At 62.8% G+C, this 18,912-nt stretch carries 17 protein-coding genes; 6 read left to right on the top strand and 11 right to left on the bottom strand.

Annotated features, from left to right (window positions below; genetic code table 11):
- Positions 1 to 21: 21 nt before the first annotated feature.
- Positions 22 to 1,635: a phosphoethanolamine transferase gene (locus BLS27_RS16270; protein ID WP_090345659.1), complete on the bottom strand. Its 1,614-nt coding sequence runs from the start codon at positions 1,633 to 1,635 to the stop codon at positions 22 to 24.
- Positions 1,636 to 1,855: 220 nt separating this feature from the next.
- Here BLS27_RS16270 and BLS27_RS16265 point away from each other — a divergent pair, with 220 nt between their 5' ends.
- The 3 genes from BLS27_RS16265 to BLS27_RS16255 all read left to right on the top strand — a co-directional run bounded on the left by BLS27_RS16265 (position 1,856) and on the right by BLS27_RS16255 (position 5,469).
- Positions 1,856 to 3,004: a helix-turn-helix transcriptional regulator gene (locus BLS27_RS16265; protein ID WP_090345656.1), complete on the top strand. Its 1,149-nt coding sequence runs from the start codon at positions 1,856 to 1,858 to the stop codon at positions 3,002 to 3,004.
- Between the two features lie 31 nt (positions 3,005 to 3,035).
- Complete coding sequence (locus tag BLS27_RS16260) at positions 3,036 to 4,013, top strand: 5'-nucleotidase (RefSeq protein ID WP_090345653.1); 978 nt, start codon at positions 3,036 to 3,038, stop codon at positions 4,011 to 4,013.
- A 178-nt stretch (positions 4,014 to 4,191) separates the two neighbouring features.
- The gene (locus BLS27_RS16255; protein WP_043213632.1) at positions 4,192 to 5,469 is read left to right on the top strand and encodes a bifunctional O-acetylhomoserine aminocarboxypropyltransferase/cysteine synthase; all 1,278 of its coding nucleotides are present in this window, start codon (positions 4,192 to 4,194) and stop codon (positions 5,467 to 5,469) included.
- Positions 5,470 to 6,181: 712 nt separating this feature from the next.
- Here BLS27_RS16255 and BLS27_RS16250 read toward each other — a convergent pair.
- Together BLS27_RS16250 and BLS27_RS16245 are read right to left on the bottom strand one after the other, a co-directional pair.
- On the bottom strand, positions 6,182 to 6,643 hold the full coding sequence (locus tag BLS27_RS16250; protein ID WP_090345651.1) for a hypothetical protein: 462 nt from the start codon (positions 6,641 to 6,643) through the stop codon (positions 6,182 to 6,184).
- On the bottom strand, positions 6,640 to 7,548 hold the full coding sequence (locus tag BLS27_RS16245) for a hypothetical protein (RefSeq protein WP_090345649.1): 909 nt from the start codon (positions 7,546 to 7,548) through the stop codon (positions 6,640 to 6,642). Before BLS27_RS16245 ends, BLS27_RS16250 begins: the two co-directional genes overlap by 4 nt.
- Before the next feature lie 325 nt (positions 7,549 to 7,873).
- Between BLS27_RS16245 and BLS27_RS16240 the strand changes: the two genes are divergently transcribed.
- From BLS27_RS16240 to BLS27_RS16230, 3 genes are all read left to right on the top strand, one after another.
- A complete protein-coding gene (locus BLS27_RS16240; protein WP_090345648.1) occupies positions 7,874 to 8,641 on the top strand; it encodes a hypothetical protein in 768 nt (255 codons plus the stop codon).
- Positions 8,642 to 8,737: 96 nt separating this feature from the next.
- A complete protein-coding gene (locus BLS27_RS16235) occupies positions 8,738 to 9,655 on the top strand; it encodes a hypothetical protein (protein WP_090345646.1) in 918 nt (305 codons plus the stop codon).
- A 41-nt stretch (positions 9,656 to 9,696) separates the two neighbouring features.
- Complete coding sequence (locus tag BLS27_RS16230) at positions 9,697 to 10,167, top strand: GIY-YIG nuclease family protein (protein ID WP_139205755.1); 471 nt, start codon at positions 9,697 to 9,699, stop codon at positions 10,165 to 10,167.
- Here BLS27_RS16230 and BLS27_RS16225 read toward each other — a convergent pair.
- The 8 genes from BLS27_RS16225 to BLS27_RS16190 all read right to left on the bottom strand — a co-directional run bounded on the left by BLS27_RS16225 (position 10,164) and on the right by BLS27_RS16190 (position 18,854).
- Positions 10,164 to 10,493, bottom strand: a complete 330-nt coding sequence (locus BLS27_RS16225; protein WP_090345643.1) for a RidA family protein — start codon at positions 10,491 to 10,493, stop codon at positions 10,164 to 10,166. The genes BLS27_RS16230 and BLS27_RS16225 overlap by 4 nt on opposite strands.
- 51 nt (positions 10,494 to 10,544) lie before the next feature.
- Positions 10,545 to 11,963 (bottom strand): aldehyde dehydrogenase family protein, encoded by a 1,419-nt coding sequence (locus tag BLS27_RS16220; RefSeq protein WP_090345641.1) that lies wholly within the window; start codon positions 11,961 to 11,963, stop codon positions 10,545 to 10,547.
- An 11-nt stretch (positions 11,964 to 11,974) separates the two neighbouring features.
- A complete protein-coding gene (locus tag BLS27_RS16215) occupies positions 11,975 to 13,018 on the bottom strand; it encodes a homoserine dehydrogenase (RefSeq protein WP_090345639.1) in 1,044 nt (347 codons plus the stop codon).
- Between the two features lie 206 nt (positions 13,019 to 13,224).
- Positions 13,225 to 13,662 carry an Lrp/AsnC family transcriptional regulator gene (locus tag BLS27_RS16210; protein ID WP_090345637.1) on the bottom strand — a complete coding sequence of 146 codons (438 nt, stop codon included), beginning with the start codon at positions 13,660 to 13,662 and terminating at the stop codon, positions 13,225 to 13,227.
- The gene (locus BLS27_RS16205) at positions 13,659 to 15,044 is read right to left on the bottom strand and encodes a threonine synthase (RefSeq protein ID WP_090345635.1); all 1,386 of its coding nucleotides are present in this window, start codon (positions 15,042 to 15,044) and stop codon (positions 13,659 to 13,661) included. The genes BLS27_RS16210 and BLS27_RS16205 overlap by 4 nt, the downstream gene beginning before the upstream one ends.
- 25 nt (positions 15,045 to 15,069) lie before the next feature.
- Positions 15,070 to 15,954, bottom strand: a complete 885-nt coding sequence (locus BLS27_RS16200; RefSeq protein ID WP_090345633.1) for a LysR substrate-binding domain-containing protein — start codon at positions 15,952 to 15,954, stop codon at positions 15,070 to 15,072.
- Between the two features lie 48 nt (positions 15,955 to 16,002).
- Positions 16,003 to 17,439 (bottom strand): amino acid permease, encoded by a 1,437-nt coding sequence (locus BLS27_RS16195; protein WP_208599416.1) that lies wholly within the window; start codon positions 17,437 to 17,439, stop codon positions 16,003 to 16,005.
- Between the two features lie 143 nt (positions 17,440 to 17,582).
- Entirely contained in the window at positions 17,583 to 18,854 is a 1,272-nt protein-coding gene (locus BLS27_RS16190; protein WP_090345629.1) for a cystathionine gamma-synthase family protein, read from the bottom strand.
- Positions 18,855 to 18,912 lie beyond the last annotated feature (58 nt).

Raw genomic sequence — 18,912 nt, 5'->3', positions numbered from 1 at the left:
GCCGTGCCCGCACCTGACCGCTCAGCGGGTACCGAACTCGAACGAGGGCACGAAACCCGAGCCGAGCAGGTAGGGGCAGTTGGAGTCGACGAAGTCGTCGCTGAGCAGATCCTCGGCACTGTTGTAGCCGTCCGTGTAAACGCCGGTGAGCCCCAGCAGCGTATGCGGCAGGGAGGCAATGCTCACCCGTTGGTCTTGGCGTTGCTTGAGTTTTTCGAGCTTCGCGCTCTGGTGGCGCGACACGTTGTCAGTGGCCCAGACGAACGCCGAGACCGACAAGTCGTATTCATTACCGATGCCATGCCCCAACAAGCCGCGATCATCATCCATGAGGTTCTGGCCATGATCGGAGCTGTAGACCAGCACTGACGGTTTGTTACTGGCCTCCAGTTGATTCATGAGGGTGTGCAACAGCCAATCGGTGTAGAGCACGGTGTTGTCGTAATGGGCGACGAGTCTGTCCTTGGCGCTGTCGGTGGCGGGCTGGAACTGCCCGAAGCTGTCCGGATACCGGCGCTCGTAATCGAAATGGCTGCCTTTGATGTGGATGAAGATCGCCTGCTTGGCAGCGGCCGAATGCAGGATTTGCTCATGTACAGGCAGCAGCGCGGCGTCATAGCTGCGCTCGAAGTACTGCCGGCTGTGTGCCTCGGCGGCAATCTGCGGAATGATCCCACCAAAGCTGTCGACCTCCTGGACAGACAACCAATGGGTCTTGTAGCCCGCTGCACGGTAGATGCCCACCAGGGATTTGGTCGAGGCGATCTGGTCCCAGTCGGAGATCGGCGACAGGCTCAGCATCGACGGCACGGCAAACGCGGTGTAGGGCGCGGTGGTGCACATGCGGTTGAACTTGAACAGCCCCAGGCGCTTGTCCAGGTTCGGTGTGGTCGGTTTGTCGTAGCCGTAGAGCGACCAGTTGTGCGGCCGAGAAGATTCGCCGATCACGAAAACGAGGGTTTCGATGTTCGAATCGTTCTCGACGCGGGTGATGTTGACCTCGGTGTCCTGGCGCTGCTTGATGTATTCGAGGGTTTCGCCGTGCAGGTAGGCGGTCAGGCCGATTTGCGACAGGTAACCCACCGGCGTGCTCTGGTCCTTGGCGACCAGGTCGAGCACGGCGCCCTTGCCCAGCGAATTGACCGTCACGGTCTTGTAGAAGTACGCGCCATACCCCAGCAGCAAGGCGCACAGGCTCAAGGCGAACAGCGACCGGCTCTTGGGCAGCCGACGCCGGTACAGGCCGGCCAGTCCGATCCCGTAACAAGCCGCGAATACCGCCAGCACGAACGTAATGGACTTCCAGTAAGTCAGCAGGAAGTCGGTCGTTTCCTTGTAGTTGGTCAGCCCGATGAACAGGTAGGCCGCCGTCAACCGGGAGTTGAAGTTGAGCGTCAGGAACAGGTCGATGGTGGCCAACAAATAGAACGGCAACAACCCAACATGAAGCTTGAATTGATCGGTGGAGGCAAAACGGATCGCCGCCAGCCACAGCAACGAGATGGCGACGGTGTAGAGCGCCAGCAGGTCGATCTTCGCGTACGGGTTGGCGAGGGTGCGGATAATGATGGGCGATAGCAAAAACGCCCAGAGCACCAGGTTCGGCCATTCCTGCTTCAACGTGGGGAGTTTCATTTTCTAATGCTCGTCGGGCGCCCATGGGAGAGGTGCGTCCCTGCGCGATACCCCGTTGCTGGCATACGAACGAGCATAGATCATCGGGCTTCGCCTTGGACGCCGGCGCTGACGGTTGCGGCAGGATCATCCCCGAGCATAGCCAGTTAGTCCAAACAGACGATTTACCCGGCAAGTCCCCCATCAATACTGCCCTTCCCGATACCCCGCGAGGCGCAGCATGACCGCTCATCATCCGGCTCCCATCGCTACCGACGCGCTCAGCGCCTTGCTCGCCTTGGTCTATCAAGGCCCTCTCGAATCCACGCCTTGGGGCAGCTTTCTCGAACAGTTGCGCCAGCGCCTTGACGCCCGTTTCATCACCCTGGTGCTGCGCAACCCCGAGCACGAACGCCCCGGCCTGATCGTCAACGCCTCCAGCCACGGTCCGCTGCTGCCCGGCGAGCCGTCCTACAGCGAGTACTACTATTCCATCTGCCCGTTTCTCGACTGGCCAGCCAATCAAGTGGCTACGGCCGACCAGGTGATGGGCAGCGCGCTGTGGCTGGCCCACGACTTCTACCGCAACTACCTGCAACCGCTGGACCTGCGCCACGTACTGGTGGCCAACATGGTGACCAACGCCGGGATGCACTGCGCCTTGTTCGCCAGCCGCGGGCACACCGGTACGGACTTCGATGCCGGGGAGGTCGCCCTGGTACGCCTGCTGCAGCCACACGTGCAGCAGGCGGTGGACCTGCACTCGGCCGTGGACCAGCTGGACTCCGAGCGCCAGCTGTATGCTGCGACCATCGACCGCTTGATGGTCGGTACGGTGATCCTCGATGAGAACGGCCGCAAGCTGCGTTGCAACCGCGCAGCGCAGCGGCTGTTCGACGAAGGCGATGGCCTGGTGTGCCGGCAAGAGAAGCTGTGCGCCTACCTCAACCACGAGAACCGCGCCTTGCAGCAAGCGGTCCAGGCCGTGCTGCGCCAGCGCCAGCGCGGGCTGGATGAGCTGGAGGTGCTCACCCTCTCCCGCCCCAGCGGCCAGATGCCACTCAACCTGCTGCTGCGGCCGATCCCGCTGAACTACCAGGCCGGCAAAGCCACCCGCAGACCGGCGGTGGCCCTGTTCATCCGCGACCCGGCCGACTCGCCCCAGGCCTCGCGCCACCTGCTGCGCAGCCTGTTCCAGCTCACACCCATGGAAACCGAGGTGGCAATGCTGGTGATGGACGGGCAGACCCTGGACGAAACGGCGGACCTGCTGCATGTGTCGCGCAATACCGTGCGCGCGCACCTGCGCGGGGTGTTCGCCAAGACCGGCGCCACGCGCCAGGCGCAGTTGGTGAAGACCTTGCTCAACAGCGTGGCGTCGTTGGGGTAATCTGGCTTGCACAGCAGCCCCAGGAGGCCACATGCCCTACCCCATCGAGCAGAAACTTGTCGTCGGCGTCGCCTCCAGCGCGCTGTTCGACCTGACCGTGTCCGACGACATCTACAAGACCGAGGGGGTCGAGGCGTACCGTCTGCACCAGGAGCAGAACCTCGACGAGCCCTTCCCCAAGGGCGTCGCCTTCCCGTTCATCCGGCGTTTTCTGAGCATCAACAAGGCCTTCCCGGCGCAACTGCCGGTAGAAGTGGTGCTGCTCTCACGCAATTCGCCAGAGACCGGCCTGCGGGTGTTCCGCTCGATCGACCACTACGGCCTGGACATCACCCGGGCGGCATTCATGTCCGGCCGCTCGCCCTACGAGTACATCCCGGCCTTCAATGCCTCGCTGTTCTTGAGCGCCCACGAAGAAGACGTCCAGCGCGCCATCGACGCCGACTACCCCGCCGGCCTCGTGCTACCCACGCGCATCTACGACGATGAAATCGACACCGAGCTGAGGGTGGCTTTCGACTTCGATGGCGTGATCGCCGATGACGAGGCCGAGAGCGTGTACAAGCAGCATCACGACCTCGGCGAGTTCCTGGCCCACGAGCGCGACCGCAAGGCCATCCCCCACCAGCCAGGCCCGCTGGCGGACCTCTACCGCAAGCTCTCGCACATCCGCACCCTGGAGGACCAGAAACTGGCCCAGTGCCCGGACTACCAGCGCATCCTGCGCATCGCCATCGTCACCGCGCGCAATGCGCCGTCCCATGAGCGGGTGGTGACCACCTTGAAGAACTGGGGCGTGTCGCCGGACGAGTCGTTCTTCCTGGGCGGCATGGAAAAAGACCGCGTGCTGTCGATCCTCAAGCCGCACATGTTTTTCGACGACCAACGCAGCCACCTGACGTCCGTGGCTGGGGATCTGCCGATGGTGCATGTGCCGTTTGGGGTGGCGAACAAGCGTCGGGAAACGGGCGATGCGCTGGCCGAACCTGCAAAGGCGGAAAGCGAATAAGTTATCCGCCAGCGCCGGGATGCCTCATCCGGGCGAGTGCTGATCGAGGCTCACGGACCAACGGTGAGTATCCAAGCACATCAACTTTTCGAGCACATCACTCGCCTTCCATCACCTTGACCACCCTCCTCCCAGCCTCCATGCTCAAACGCTTCCACCACGACTCAAGGATCGATACATGAAGCTGGAAACCCTGGCCATCCACGCGGGCTTCAGCCCCGACCCGACCACCAAGGCTGTGGCCGTCCCGATCTACCAGACCACCTCGTTCGCCTTCGACGACACCCAGCACGGCGCCGACCTGTTCGATCTGAAGGTAGCCGGCAACATCTACTCGCGCATCATGAACCCCACCAACGACGTCCTCGAGCAGCGCATGGCGGCGTTGGAAGGCGGTGTCGGCGCCCTGGCCGTTGCCTCGGGCATGGCCGCCATCACCTATGCCATCCAGACCGTCGCCGAGGCCGGCGACAATATCGTCTCGGTGGCCAAGCTCTACGGTGGCACCTACAACCTGCTGGCCCACACCCTGCCACGCATGGGCATCCAGACCCGCTTCGCGCCGCATGACGATATCGCCGCCCTTGAAGCGCTGATCGACGACCGCACCAAGGCGGTGTTCTGCGAATCCATCGGCAACCCCGCCGGTAACATCGTCGACCTCCAGGCCCTGGCCGACGCCGCGCACCGCCACGGCGTGCCGCTGATCGTCGACAACACTGTCGCCACCCCGATCCTGTGTCGCCCCTTCGAGCACGGTGCCGACATCGTCGTGCACTCGCTGACCAAGTACATCGGTGGCCACGGCACCAGCATCGGCGGCATCGTCATCGATTCCGGCAAATTCCCCTGGGCCGATAACAAAGCACGCTTCGCCCTGCTCAACACCCCCGATCCGTCCTACCACGGCGTGACCTACACCGAAGCCTTCGGCCCTGCCGCCTTCATCGGCCGCTGCCGCGTGGTGCCGCTGCGCAACACGGGCGCGGCGTTGTCGCCGTTCAATGCGTTCTTGATCCTGCAGGGGCTTGAGACCCTGGCCCTGCGCATGGAGCGACACACCGAAAACGCCCTGAAGGTCGCCCACTACCTGCAAGGGCACCAACAGGTCGCCTGGGTGAAGTACGCCGGCTTGCCGGACCATCCGGAGCACGCGCTAGCGCGCCGCTACACCGGCGGCAAACCGGCGTCGATTCTTTCGTTCGGGATCAAAGGCGGACAAGAAGCCGGCGCACGCTTCATCGATGCGCTGCAGTTGGTGGTGCGCTTGGTGAACATCGGCGATGCCAAGTCACTGGCCTGCCATCCCGCGTCCACCACCCATCGCCAACTCAATGATGAAGAGCTGGAAAAAGCTGGGGTACCAAGGGACATGGTGCGACTGTCGATCGGGATCGAGCACTGCGATGACATCATCGCGGACCTGGCGCAGGCGCTGGAGGCGAGCCGCGGGTGACGGGTTGCAATCGTTGACAGGCCCTGGCCTATTCGCGGGTAAATGGGAGTGGCGCTCCGGCGCTCCAATTTACCCGCGCAGGCGTCCACAAGGACGACGCCGTCATCAGAAACCTAACGCCTACGCATTCGTTTGAGCTGTCGGATCAGGCGTCGCTGGCGGGTGCGGCGCCTGCGCATGACGCAGAGGCGTTTCCAGAGGCCTCGAAAGCGGCGGGTGTTCAGTAGCCATAAGGCAATCAATGAGGGAAGCAAGACCATCAGAGTTAAGACGGGCTTTGGTGATGTCTTGTAGATGAAGGATGCACATAAGAAACACACCACGAGTAAAACAATTAGGCTTTTCAGTGCGCGAGGATGAGCCCTCGATACAAAAAAGACTAGACACACAGTAAAAAACGCCAAGCCTAAGCCCACAAAATATATTAAACCTACTTTATCGCGGCTCAATGGAATTACCTGAGTGATGCTAAACAACGCGGCCGCACCTGCCATCAGTGTAAGAAAGTAAATAGCCAAGAAGATCGTAAGACGCCGCCTTATCGCCCAAGGCAACGGTTCGTAATATATCATTCTGGATCAAACTCCATGACGTTTACGGCGATCGCTCGAACACCCTTCCAAGAAATCGCCTTGTATTGGTGCACTGGCTATTCGTGGCTAAACCCGCTAATACGGCCTTCGATAAGGCGCAGTATCGGCAGGATCGGAAACTAACGCCTGTCGGTTCGCTTCAGTTGCCTGATCAGGCGCCGCTGGCGGGTGCGGCGCCTGCGCATGACGCATAGGCGTTTCCAAAGGCCTCTGAAGCGACGAGTGTTCATCAGCAATAAGGCCGCCAACGGGAGAATGGCGGACATGACGGTCACCTGGGCATTGGATGAGGTCGTATAGGTTGCGAGGGTGCTGATCAGCGCAATTACCAGCAGCACCACTAAACTTTTCAGCGCTCGTACATGGGCTCTCAAAATCAAGAGAATCTGAACCAAGACAACCAAACTAATGGAGCCTGCCGTGGCATCCAGAGCATGCTCTTGCATAGGGCCAGTGAGGAATTTTTCCGCGACACTCGTAACCCCGTTAACTCCTGCGGCAATGGAGAGAACAAAGACGGCGGAGAAGATCGTGAAATAAGGCCTGATCCAGATCGGAAGCTCTTTTCTTATATACGTCATTTTGTATCAAGCTCGACAGTACTAACGACGATAGACTGCACAGTCGCATTTCCGGCGATCCCAAGTACGTTAGCCAGGGACTCACGTATCTGAATAGATGTCACCCTCTTCATCTCTATAGCGGTGAGCCTTTTTTTCATCTGACCAGTCTGCTGCGCTAGCTTTAGCTGTTTTTTCGTAAGGCTTGGATGACTGATGCGAAGCAGTTCATTGTTCAACGCCTTACGCTGCTGTCGTCCCAAGGGCCTCAATAACTCGGACCAGCTACGTCCCGTCACAGACCTCAAATGCTGCAGGTACTTGATCATGTTGTAGCTGCCCCCAAGGACCGCAAGCAACGAAATCGCATCAAGCAACCGGCTTACTGACAGGACCCATTGATCGTTATCCCACCGATCGACAAGTCCAGGGTTGGTGTATTCGGCTCTTGCCCTTCTGATACCGATACCGCACTGAACGACCGACACTACCGCACCCGCCATCCCGAGATACATTATCGGCGTAGCGAGCCCTGCAGAAACAGCAGACACTCCGCCACCCCCAATGACAAGTGCCACACTCAAGACCGCGCCAGTACAAGCCACCCCCATATTGGCCATCTCTTCAAGGAGCCGAGACTCGCGCGAACCTCGCTGAACCTGCTCCACATACTGCTGTGGCGTAACATGCCGCCTCAGCTCCTGAATCACCACCCGCTTCGGCACCACACTGCACACCGCCTGAAACCTACGCAGGTTGACGATGTTGTACTGCGCATCGATATAAACCACCCCCGCCCCGATCAGCGCCGGGTCGGCATCGATCACCGCAAACAACCGAGGCAGATCGATCAGTTGCTCGATGCGCATCCGCGCCAGGTAGGTCGAGGGGCGTGCTCCGAGTTCGTCCAAGCGTGTAAGTCTCATCAAGCATCCTGTCTGAAGAACCGAGATGGCGGAAAACCAGTCGCCGCGTGCAAAACCCGTAGCGTACGCAGCCCCTGATGGCCTGTATGTCGGTGCCTTCCGAAGAACCTCGTCATCTCCCTGCCCGCCCCTTCGAGGCCTTTTCGCCAGCCCCGAATAGCCGCCTCAGCAACGGCGCGCACAAGGGTTGACCATCAACACTGGAGCACCGCATGCTCGGTCACACCCGCCTGTGCTCAAGGACCGATTGCATGAAGCCGGAAGACCGCGCCATCCCCACGCCCTCTGCCCCCCCGGCACAATCGACGCGGACGAGCCGCCGGCAATGACGCTCTTCTACCTCAAGCTCATCGTCACCCCGCTTCTGATGTGGGCCGTCTCCCTCGCTTCGCGGCGCTGGGGTGGCCTGCTGGGTGGATTGTTGTCCGGCTTGCCCATCACCTCCGCGCTGGTGATGACCTTCCTATGCCTGGAACAAGGCACCGCCTTCACCCTGAACGCAGTACCCGGTGCGCTCGGCGGCCTTGCAGCGGTGCAGGCGACCTACGTCTGCTATCTGTATGCGACCCGCCGTACCGGCATAGGCTGGGCCGTTCTGCTGGCCTTGGCGCTCTACGCCGTGGCCGCCTACGCCTTTACCCACGGCGGCAGCCTGTACCTGTCGATTGCCGTCTCCGTGGCGCTGATCGCCTGGCTGATCCGCGCGACCGACCGCGAACCCAAGCCAGAGCTGTTGGCCAAACCCCGTCATCGCTACTGGGAAATCCCCCTGCGCATGGTGGCCGCCACCACCTTGCTGATGGTCACCACCGGCTTTGCCAGCTGGCTGGGGCCGGCAGCGAGCGGGATGCTGGCGCCGATTCCGGTGATTGCCTGGCCATTGGTGGTGTTCGCCCATGTGCAGGGCGGGCGCGCGGGGATGGCGGCGATGGTGCGGGGCAATGCCATCGGGGCGGTGGGGGTTATCGCGTTTTATCTGGTGGTCGCAGGGTTGCTGGAGCAGTTGGGGATCGCGGCGACCTTTGCCTTGGCCGTGGTGCTGGCGGTGGTGTTGACCGTGGCGCTGGCAGCGGTGTTGCGCCGTAGACGCTGATGCAGCATTAGAAACGCCCTGCAAATCATTAAAGATCTGCAAACCCAGGGCGATCTAACAGGTTGGATCTTCTTTTCGCGACCTTCGGACAGATAAGTGCAGTCGAGTATCCAACCGCTCTTCCAGACCCTGCAGCAGCAATACCTTTCCAGGCTCGACAACTGGAATGAGCTGATACAAACCCCTTTCCTGGAGATGCTCGTCGTCTGGGGCATCGTGACGTTTTTCGCCTCCATCATCCCGTTGAAACTGAGCACCGCCCGCGGATTGATGCTGGGTTTTGTCATCGCCATCTGTGGGGCGGTGATCATCACAGCAGATATCGCAGCTGACAGCCTCAGTGCCAAGAAACGCTTGATCGATGTAGAGCAGCAATTATCCGGGCTCGAAACGCCGGCCCCTGGGAGTGGGAGGCTCACGCCTGACAAGACCACCAACCCTGCACCCAATGCCGCCTCATTGAAAAACGAGCGCGAGCGATTGCTCGGCAAGATCGAGCTGGCTGGCGTGCTGACCACCTTCACCGCCATGACACTCGGGGGGCTGGGCGGTGGGTTGCTGACGGCCGCAGTGAGTATGCCGAGAAACCGGCAGGAAGAAGAACGCCAGGAGAAACCAGTACTCGAATGCATTCTGAACGGGTATTTCTACCTGTTCGCCTTCATCCTGACGTCCTCGCTGATCCTCCTGGCCGGCGAGTACTTCTTCCTTGCTCGCAGGCTGACCGACACAGGAAGCGCCCACCCGCTCCTGCTCATCCCAATTATCGGGTTCCTGTTGAGCATCGTGTTCAGCGGCATTGCCTTCGACAGAACACGCAGCCACTTGAAAAAAGACAAGCCGCAGTTGTTCCAGCAATCATTATTTGGGCTGTTTGCGCTGTTCTTCTATCTCAATACGGTTGCCCACGTCTGGTACGACATCGGGGCGATCTCCATGACCTTGCACATCCCCGTGATCCTGGCCTTGTCCCTCCATGCCCTGCATCAATATCGCCAACTCGAGCGCAGATGACACTGTCAACACGCCAGCTTGAGACCCGCCAAGAGAGCGCCATGACCGAATTCACCGTTGTCGATATTTCCTGGTCCGATCGGATCAAGATCCACTATGACCCCAACGAACAGGTGCACGGGCTGCCGGAGGCAGACGGTTTTCAGCGCACCGGTTTTTACTGCCTCTACGGGCGTCATCCGGTCTATGGACCGGATGTGCTTCTGTATATTGGCGAGACGAAAATGTCCGCCACTGGCCGGTCTTTTCGGGCGCGGCTGGGGGAGCATCTGAAGGGCCGGTTCTGGTATCACGCCAATCTCTCGGTCTCCCTGGGCACCCTTGAAGAGGGGCAACAGCTCACCGCGCAAGCAATCCGCGCCGTGGAGTCGGTGTTGATTGCAGCGCACAAACCGGCGCTCAACCGCCGCCATATTGACTGCGCGCTGCCGGGTGCGGAGCAGTACTTGATTCGCAACTGGGAGTTCCCGGGGGCGCTTCAACATGAGTGCTCGGGGTATTACTGGCGCTAGCCCCCAGCACTCCCCTGATGAATCGCAAACACCTGCATCTCCACCAGGTAACCGTCGCCCAGGTCAGCGCCGACGCAGGCACGCACTGGCTTTGGGCAGCCCTCAAGCCAGGCGTCGTACACCTCGTTGACCCGGTCGAAATGGCTGTAGTCCGCTAGCCATAACTGAACCCGGGTCAACTGGTCCTTACCGATGCTTGCCTCGGCCATCAGGCCATCGATGATCGCAAGCACTTGCCGGAGTTGCCCCTGCACATCCTGTTGCAGGTCGTGGGCGGCGATACCCGCCGTTTCGAACAGGCCTCGGTAGCTGACGGCCAGCGACATCCGGTCGCCTGAGGCATGACGTGTGATCATCGATGTGTACTCCCTTGTGCATTAACTCAGTTGATTGATGCAGACCACCTTGGGCTGGGTCATGTCTTCATAGGCGAAGCGCACACCCTCGCGCCCGAGGCTGCCGTACTTGGAACCGCCGAACGGCATGGCGTCGAAGCGGTAGTCCGAGGAGTCGTTGATCATCACGCCACCGGCCTCGATGCGCTTGGCCAGTGCAAGCGCGGCGGACAGATCCTGGGTGAACACGCCGGCATGCAGGCTGTACTCCGGCGCATTGGCCAGGGCGATGGCCTGCTCGCGATCATCGAACGGCGCCAGCATGACCACCGGTGCGAACGCTTCTTCGCGCCACAATTGGCTGGCGTGGGAGACCTGCTCGAGCACGGTAGGTGCATAGGCGGCGCCCTCGCGCTGGTGGCCGCACAGCAGCGTTGCCCCCTCCTCCAGCGCCTGGTCCACCAGGGCCTCGACCCGTCGTGCCGCGGCCTCGGTGATCATCGGCCCCATGTCGGTTTCGCGCCGGGCGGGATCGCCCAACACCATCGAGCGTGTCAGGGCGACGAAGCGCTCGCGGAACGCCTCATAGATCGAGGCGTGCACGAGAATGCGCTGGGTACCGATGCAGTTCTGCCCGGCCGCCCAGAATGCACCCGAGACGCAGGCCTCGACCGTGGCGGCAAGGTCGCAGTCTTCCAGCACCAGCACCGGGGCATTGCCGCCCAGGTCCATGGCTAGCTTCTTCAGGCCCGCGTTACGCGCAATCTGCTCGCCGGTAGCGAAGCCGCCGGTGAAGGAAATCATACGGACTTCACGCACCGCGACCAGGGCCTTGCCCAGCTCGGCGCCGCCGGTGGCGACAGTGACCACGGTGTCGGGCAAACCCGCCAGGCCCAGGTATTGCACCAGCTTGATGGCCGACAGCGGGGTCAACTCCGAAGGCTTGAGAATGACCGCGTTGCCCCCGGCGATGGCCGGGCCAAGCTTGTGGGCCACAAGGTTCAGCGGGTCGTTGTAAGGGGTGATCGCCAGGATCAACCCCAGGGGTTCGCGGGTGAACCAGCCTTGGCGCGATTCCGAGCCTTCATAGGCATCGAAAGGCACCACTTCCCCGGCGTTGCGCCGCGCTTCCTCGGCGGAGAGCCTGAGGGTGTTGATGCAACGCTTCACTTCTTTTTCGGCCTGGCGCAGGGTCTTGCCCGCCTCGTCGACGATCAGGCCGGCGAAGTCCGCCGCATCCCGCTCGATGAGCCGCGCGGTATTTTCCAGGATGCTGGCTCGGCGATGCCGAGGCAGTGCGGCGCTGTCGCTGACGCCCTGGCGAGCGCGGGCCAACAGGCCCGGCACGTCCTGGACACCGAGGTTTTCGACGCTGCCGACGAGGCTGCCATCGAAGGGGCTATACACGTCGATCAAGGCGGGCTCCTGCAAGGAAACCCGTGGCAGGTAGGACAGATTCATGGGGTTGCTCCTCAGGCCGAGTGCTTGGTGGCGTGGATGGCGACGATGTCCGACAGCAAGGCAAATGCGGTTTCGATCCGCCCGGCGCCAGGGCCCGACACAGTCACGGCGCCCAGCAGTTTGGTATCGAATGCGACCGCGTTGGTGGCGCCGCTGATGCCTGCCAGGGGGTGGTTGCCGGGTAGCAGGCGGGCTTGCACGCTGGCCTGGACCGAGCCGTCCTGGTTACGGCTGGCAGCACCGATCAGCTTCCAGCGCTGGCCCGAGGCCAGGGCCTGCTGGATATCGTCGCAGGTGATCGCGCTGATGCCGCTGCACGCCACATCGCTGACCTGCAGGCAGGCGCCCAGCAGTTCGTTGGCCAGAATGACCACCTTCAGGCGCACGTCGTAACCTTCGACGTCGGCACTCGGGTCCGCTTCGGCGTAGCCCAATTCCTGGGCCTTGGCGACCGCCTCTGCAAAGCCAAGGCCTTCTTCCATGCGCGTCAGCACATAGTTGGAGGTGCCGTTCAGAATGCCCTCGAAACCGACCAGCCCTGCTCCGGGCAATGTCTGGCGTGCCATGCGCAGGACCGGGGTGCCGCTCATCACGGCGCCTTCGTACTCGAACGACACCCCCTTGGCCTTGGCCAGCGCCTTGAGCGACTGGGCATGCAGGGCAACCGGCCCTTTGTTGGTGGTGACCACATGCTTGCCCGCCTCCAGCGCCCAGCGGCAGAAGGTGGCAGCAGGTTCGCCATCCTTGGGATTGGTGAATGTGGCCTCAGCGATGATGTCGGCGCCGGACTGCTTGATCACCGCCTCATTGAAGGCCTCCGCCGAGCCTTGTGCCAACTGCGCCAGCGCCCCCTTGCTGGCCGGTAGCGCGACCAGGGTGGCGGCATCCAGGCCATCGCGGTCGATGGCCGACCCCAGGAACAGGTCGGTGACGCCGACGATCTTCAGGCTGAAACCCAACTCCTGCTGCCAGCGCGCATTGCGCTCGGCGATCAGCTGGGCCAGGGCGCGGTTCACTCCGCCAAAGCCAACGAGTGCGATCTTGTATTCAGTCATGCTGCGTGGTCCTTCTCAGGCGATTGGTCGATGGGGTTAGCCTAAGAGCCGGGCCATGCCAGTTGAATATGGCAATCCGCTGTATTTATTGGCCAATCTGACCAGTGCCTGGCGCCTGCTTTTATGCCGGCCACACGAAAAACGCCGCCCGGGTCGAGCCCGGGCGGCGTGGTTCGGCAGCAGGTGTGCGCAATACGGTGATGGGCTCAGATCACGCTGGACAGCACGAACGAGGTGACGGTGTTCTCGACGCCCGACATGGCGGCGATTTCCTTCCAGACGTGGTGCACCCGCTCGGGGCTGGCGGCCTCCACGCGCAGCAGCAGATCGAACTCGCCGCTGAGCACTTCGCACTGGACCACCTCGGGGATCATCCGCAGCGCATCCAGTACCGCCTCCCCCCGCATGCGGTCGTAGCGGTAGACGAAGATCACCGCGTTGATCAGCGAGGTGGGCCGCCGCCCCTCGCCGATGCGCAAGGTATAGCCCTGGATGGCCCCATCGCGCTCCAGCCGTTCGATACGCTGGCGCACCGCATTGCGCGAGAGATTCACCTTCTGCCCCAGCTCGGCGTGGGCAATGCGTGCGTTGGCGGTGAGCTCGGCGAGAATGCGCTCGTCCAACGGGTCGAGAATGCGCTTCATCGCGCGGCCTGCAACTGGATCAGTGCCTCGTGCAGCCCCGCCAAGTCATCCCTGCCCAGGCGCGGCGCGGCCGTGGTGCCGGTCGGCTGGGCCGGCACCGCACCGTGCCAGGCGCCCAGCTCGGCCAGCAGCGTGGCGGATTTTTCAGGCGCGAACTGGCCCAGCGTGACGATGGGCGCGCCGATGTTGCGCCGGTGCAGGCGCCCGGCGAAGGCGCCGGTCGCGGTGTGAGGGTCCACGGCGCTGCCGGTCTCGTGGAACAGCGTGACGATCTCTTCGCGGATCAGCGCATCGTCCACGGCGTAGGAGTCGAACAGCATGCGCGCCTGCAACCACTGGCGGTTGCCGATGCTCAGTTCGCCGCAGTCTTCGAAGTGCTCCATCAGCGCCCGGGTCGCACCACCATCGCGGTCGTACAGCTCCCAGACAAACCGCTCCAGGTTGGAGAACAGCGAGAAATCCATGGCCGGCGACAAGGTTTGCCGGGTGGCCGAGCGGCTGTAGCGGTTGCTGTGGATGAACCGGTGCAAGGCGTCGTTGCGGTTGGTGGAGACGATGATCTGGTTGATCGGCAGCCCCATCTTCTGCGCGATGAACCCGGCGTAGATCTCGGCGAAACTGGCCGTGGGAATGCTGAACCCCACTGGCCGGATGCCGCCGCCCAACTGCAGCGCCGCATGGAAATAGAACACGATCTGCGCCAGCACACCGACCCAGTTGCTGGAGTTGAAACTGATCGGCATCAGCGCCGGGCACGGCCAGGCCCGCAGCAGGCGTGAGGCCAGGGACTGGCAGTCATCGAAACTGCCATCGACCGCCATGCAACTGACGCTGTCGGAGTCGGCGCTGTTCATGATCGCAGCGCGGTCCGGCGGGGTGCCGGCGGACGGATACAACGCCAGCAGACGCGCCGTCGGGCAATGACGCAAGGCATCGATGGCGGCCACGGCGGTGTCGCCATTGCTAGCGCCGACCCACATCACCCGCTCGCACGCCTGGCCCAGGAAGTGGCGGATCAGCCGCGCCTGCAACTGCGCGGCGAAGTCCTTGGACGAACGTGTCGGCCCGTGGAACAGCTCCAGGATCCACTCGTTGTGGCCGATCTGCTGCAACGGGGCGATGGCCCGGTGCTGGAACCCGCGGTAACTGTCGCTGACCAGCGCGCGCAAGGTCGGCTCATCGAGGGTATCGCCCACGAAGGGCGCGATGACACGCCAGGCCAGCTCATCGAACGGCAGCCACGACCATTTGGCGATTTCCTGTGGGCTGAACACCGGGAGGGACGCCGGCACATACAGCCCGCCGTCCTCGGCCAGCCCGGACAGCAGCGCCGTGCGGAAATCAACTCGTGTCTGGGTACCGCGCGTGGATGTGTACTGCATCGTTGCTCCAGGTGAATACTCGTGATTAGCGGTGCGCCATGGCCACCAGCCAATGGCTGAAAGCCTGGGCATCCGGGGTCAGGGCCTCGCCCAGGCCCCGGACCAGATAAAACGACTCGCTGGCCTCGATCCGCTGGCTGAACGGCGCCACCAGACGCCCCTCGCGCAGCAGGTCTTCGGCCAACGAGGAACGCGCCAGGGCCACCCCCAGCCCGGCCTCGGCCATGCGCAAGGTGGACACCAAGGTGTCGAACTGCATGCCGCTGGAATAGTCGACCCCCTCGGCCCCGACTCGCTCCAGCCAGTACCCCCACCCCTCCTCGTAGCCCAATACATGCAGCAGCGGCAGACGGGCCAGGTCGCGGGGCTCGCGTAGCGGGCAACGGGCGAGCAGCGCCGGCGAGCACACCGGCACCAGCACGTCATGGGTCAGCCGCTGCGCCTCAACCCCCGACCACTGACCGTTGCCCCAGCGAATCTCCAGGTCATCCTCGGCATCGAGCTCCTTGACCCACAGGTTGCTGATGTAGCGCAGATCCACCTGCGGGTAGGCATGGCGAAAGTCAGCCAACCGCGGCGCCAACCAGAAGTGCAGGAACGACAGGCTGCCGCGCACCTTCAACGGCCGGCGCTTGCGTTGGCCAAAAATCTCGTTGGTGCCCACCGCCAGGCGGCTGATGGCGTCCTGCACCACCGGCAGGTACGACTGCCCTTCTTCGGTCAACCCCAGCCCCCGGGGCAGGCGCTTGAACAGCGCCACCCCGAGTTGGCTTTCCAGGTGGCGAATCTGCTGGCTCACGGCGCCCTGGGTGAGGTGCAGCTCCTCTGCCGCGTGGGTGAAGTTCAGGTAGCGGGCCGAGACTTCAAAGGCACGAAGCCAGTTCAAGGGGGGCAAGGTTTTCTGGCTCAAGGGCGGCTCCTGATGACAACGTTCGGCGATGGCCTAGTATCGCTGTGCTCAGGCGGCCTCGGTACCGGGCGCGGCAATTTCCGGCGCCTGGCTGCGCGCCTTGAACTTGCAGGTCAGCCAGTACACGAAGTAGCACCAGGCAATGAACGGCAAACCAAAGTACAGGGCCACGCGCTGGGCCGGGTCGAAAGCGATACCGACGCAGGCCAGCAGACAGCAGAAGATCGCCGCCAGCGGCACGAACGGGTAGCCCCGCACGCGGAACTTGAGGTCTTCGAGCTTGCCGCCGTGGGCCAGGTAATGCCGGCGGAAAGCGATCTGGCTCACGGCGATGCTGATCCACACCACCACCACCGCCAGCCCGGAAATCGACACCAACGCCAGGTAGATGGTGTCAGGGGCGAACACGCTGCTCAGCAAGGACGCCATGCCGCCTGCCATGCTCAGCACGATGGCGTTGACCGGCGTGCCACGACGCGACAGCGAGGCATACCGGCGCGGCATGCTGCCCTGATCGCTCAAGGTCCAGAGCATCCGCGCGGCGGCGTACAGCCCGGAGTTGGCGGCCGACAGCAGCGCGGTGATGATCACGAAGTTCATGATGTCCGCGGCATAGGGGATGCCGATCATCTCGAAGACCATCACGAACGGGCTCTCCACCAGCCCGGCCTGTTCCCGAGGCAACAGCGTGGCCAGCACGAAGATGGTGCCGATGAAGAACAGCGCCAGGCGCAGCACCGTAGTGCGGATGGCCTTGGGTACGTTCTTTTCAGGGTCACGGGTTTCGCCGGCGGCGATACCGATCAGCTCGGTGCCGGAGAAGGCGAACGCCACCGCCAGCAAGGTCATGGCAATCGACCAGAAGCCGGTTGGGAACAGCCCTTCGCGGGTGAAGTTGCCCAGCCCGACGCTGTGCGCCTGCTCGATCTCGAAACCACCGAGAATCGCCCCGCCGCCCACCACCAGGAACGCGACAACGGCAAGCACCTTGATCAACGACAGCCAGAACTCAGTCTCGGCGAACGAACGCACCGAGATGATATTGCTGATGAACACCGCGGCCCCGAACAACGCACTCCAGATCCACACCGGCGTGTCCGGGAACCAGCGCACCATCAAGATACCGGCAGCGGTGAACTCCGAGCCGATGGCCACCGTCCAGGTCAACCAGTACATCCAGGCGACCATGTAGCCGGTGCCCGGGCCGATGTAGCGCGTGGCGTAGCTGCTGAACGAGCCGACTTCCGGCATGTGCACGGCCAGCTCACCGAGGCAAATCATCACCAGGTACACCATGATCGCCCCCAGCACGTAGGCGATCACCGCGCCCAATGGGCCGGCCTGGTTGACGGTGTAGCCGGACGTCAGGAACAGGCCGGTGCCGATGACACCGCCCAACGCCAGCATGACGATATGGCGGGTTTGCATGTCCTGTTTGAAGGAGTGCACCGAAGCATTTTTACTTGTCGTTGTTTGCACGGACATTGTGGGTTTCTCATGAATGTTGGCGGGCAAGGGCGTAGCAACGACCTCGTCTTGGCAGAGCGAATCGAATGGCCTTGCATCGTTGTTGTTGTTCTACTTCATGAAGGGGCACCCGCCCTCCCGAGCGAGTGCCGCGCGACAGCTCAGGCGGGCAGCTCGATCGTGCTGCACGCCACATCACCGTGCAGTTCCTTGGCCTCGGCCAGCTCCTGACGGACGGCCGTGCAGGCTTGCGCCAGGTCGGCCAGCAGGTCGTCGGTTTCTTCGATGCCGACCGAAATGCGCACCAGGCCTTCGCAGATGCCCAGCGCCAGGCGCTCCTCCAGCGTGTTCTCCACGTGGCTGGTAGTGCGCGCCGGGCCATAGATCGTCTCCACCGCCCCCAGGTTGCCCGCCCGGTGGGCGTACTTAAGACGCGGCAGCAAGCGCGCCACCGTCGGCATGCCGCCCTTGAGCACGAAGCTCACGATGGCGCCGAAGCCGCGCATCTGCGCCTTGGCAATGGCATGGCCCGGATGCTCGGGCAAGCCTGGGTAGTTCACCGCCTCCACCAGCGGCTCGTGGCTCAGGTACTGGGCCAGGGCCAGGGCGCTGGCCTGTTGCTGGCGCATGCGCAGGGCCAAAGTCTTGATGCCCCGGATGATCAGGTAGGCCGAGAACGGGTCCAGGGCCGCGCCGTTGATCTCCCGGTAGTGACGCACCTGGGCCATCAACGCCTCGGCGCCGCACACCACCCCGCCCAGCACATCACCGTGGCCGGACAGGAACTTGGTGGCGCTGTGCACCACCACGTCCACGCCCAGGGCCAGAGGGTTCTGGTTGAGCGGCGTGGCAAAAGTGTTGTCCGCCACCACGATGGCCCCCACCCGCCGCGCGGCGGCGCTCAGGCGGCGGATGTCCAGCACCTTCAGCGTGGGGTTGGTGGGGGTTTCGAGGTACAGCACGTCGCAGCCGGCTTCGATCTCACGCTCCAGCGCCTCGGTATCGAGCGTGTCGCACAGGCACACCTGCACGCCCATGCGCGGCAGGAACTCTTCGAAGATCTTGTTGGTGCCACCGTAGCTGTCGCGGGTCGACACCACGCGCTTGCCGGTGCAGAGGAAGGTGTGCAGCACCGCGCTGATCGCCGCCATGCCGCTGCTGAACGCCACTGCCGATTCGGCCTGCTCCAGCTGGGCCACTTTCGCCTCCAGCGTGGCAACCGTGGGGTTGCTCATGCGGCTGTAGATATAGCCCGGCAGTTTGCCCAGGGCCACGTCGTACCAGGCGTCGATGTCGTTGTAGCCGTAGGCGGCGCTGACCACGATCGGGGTCTGGGTGGCGTTGTAGGGATGCTGCACTTGCTCGCCGCTCCACACCACCTGTGTGCCGATACCGGCCACGCTGTTGTGCTCGAGGTTTTCGTTCTTGTTCATATCCGCTTCCCGCAGGCTGAGAGTCTTGCACCGATTCAAGATCGGGCCTTGGGGGGAC

Source organism: Pseudomonas guariconensis, from assembly GCF_900102675.1.
GTDB classification, from domain to species: Bacteria; Pseudomonadota; Gammaproteobacteria; order Pseudomonadales; family Pseudomonadaceae; genus Aquipseudomonas; species Aquipseudomonas guariconensis.
The sequence above is the reverse complement of the archived record's forward strand: the minus strand, read 5'-3'. Positions and strand labels throughout refer to the sequence as shown.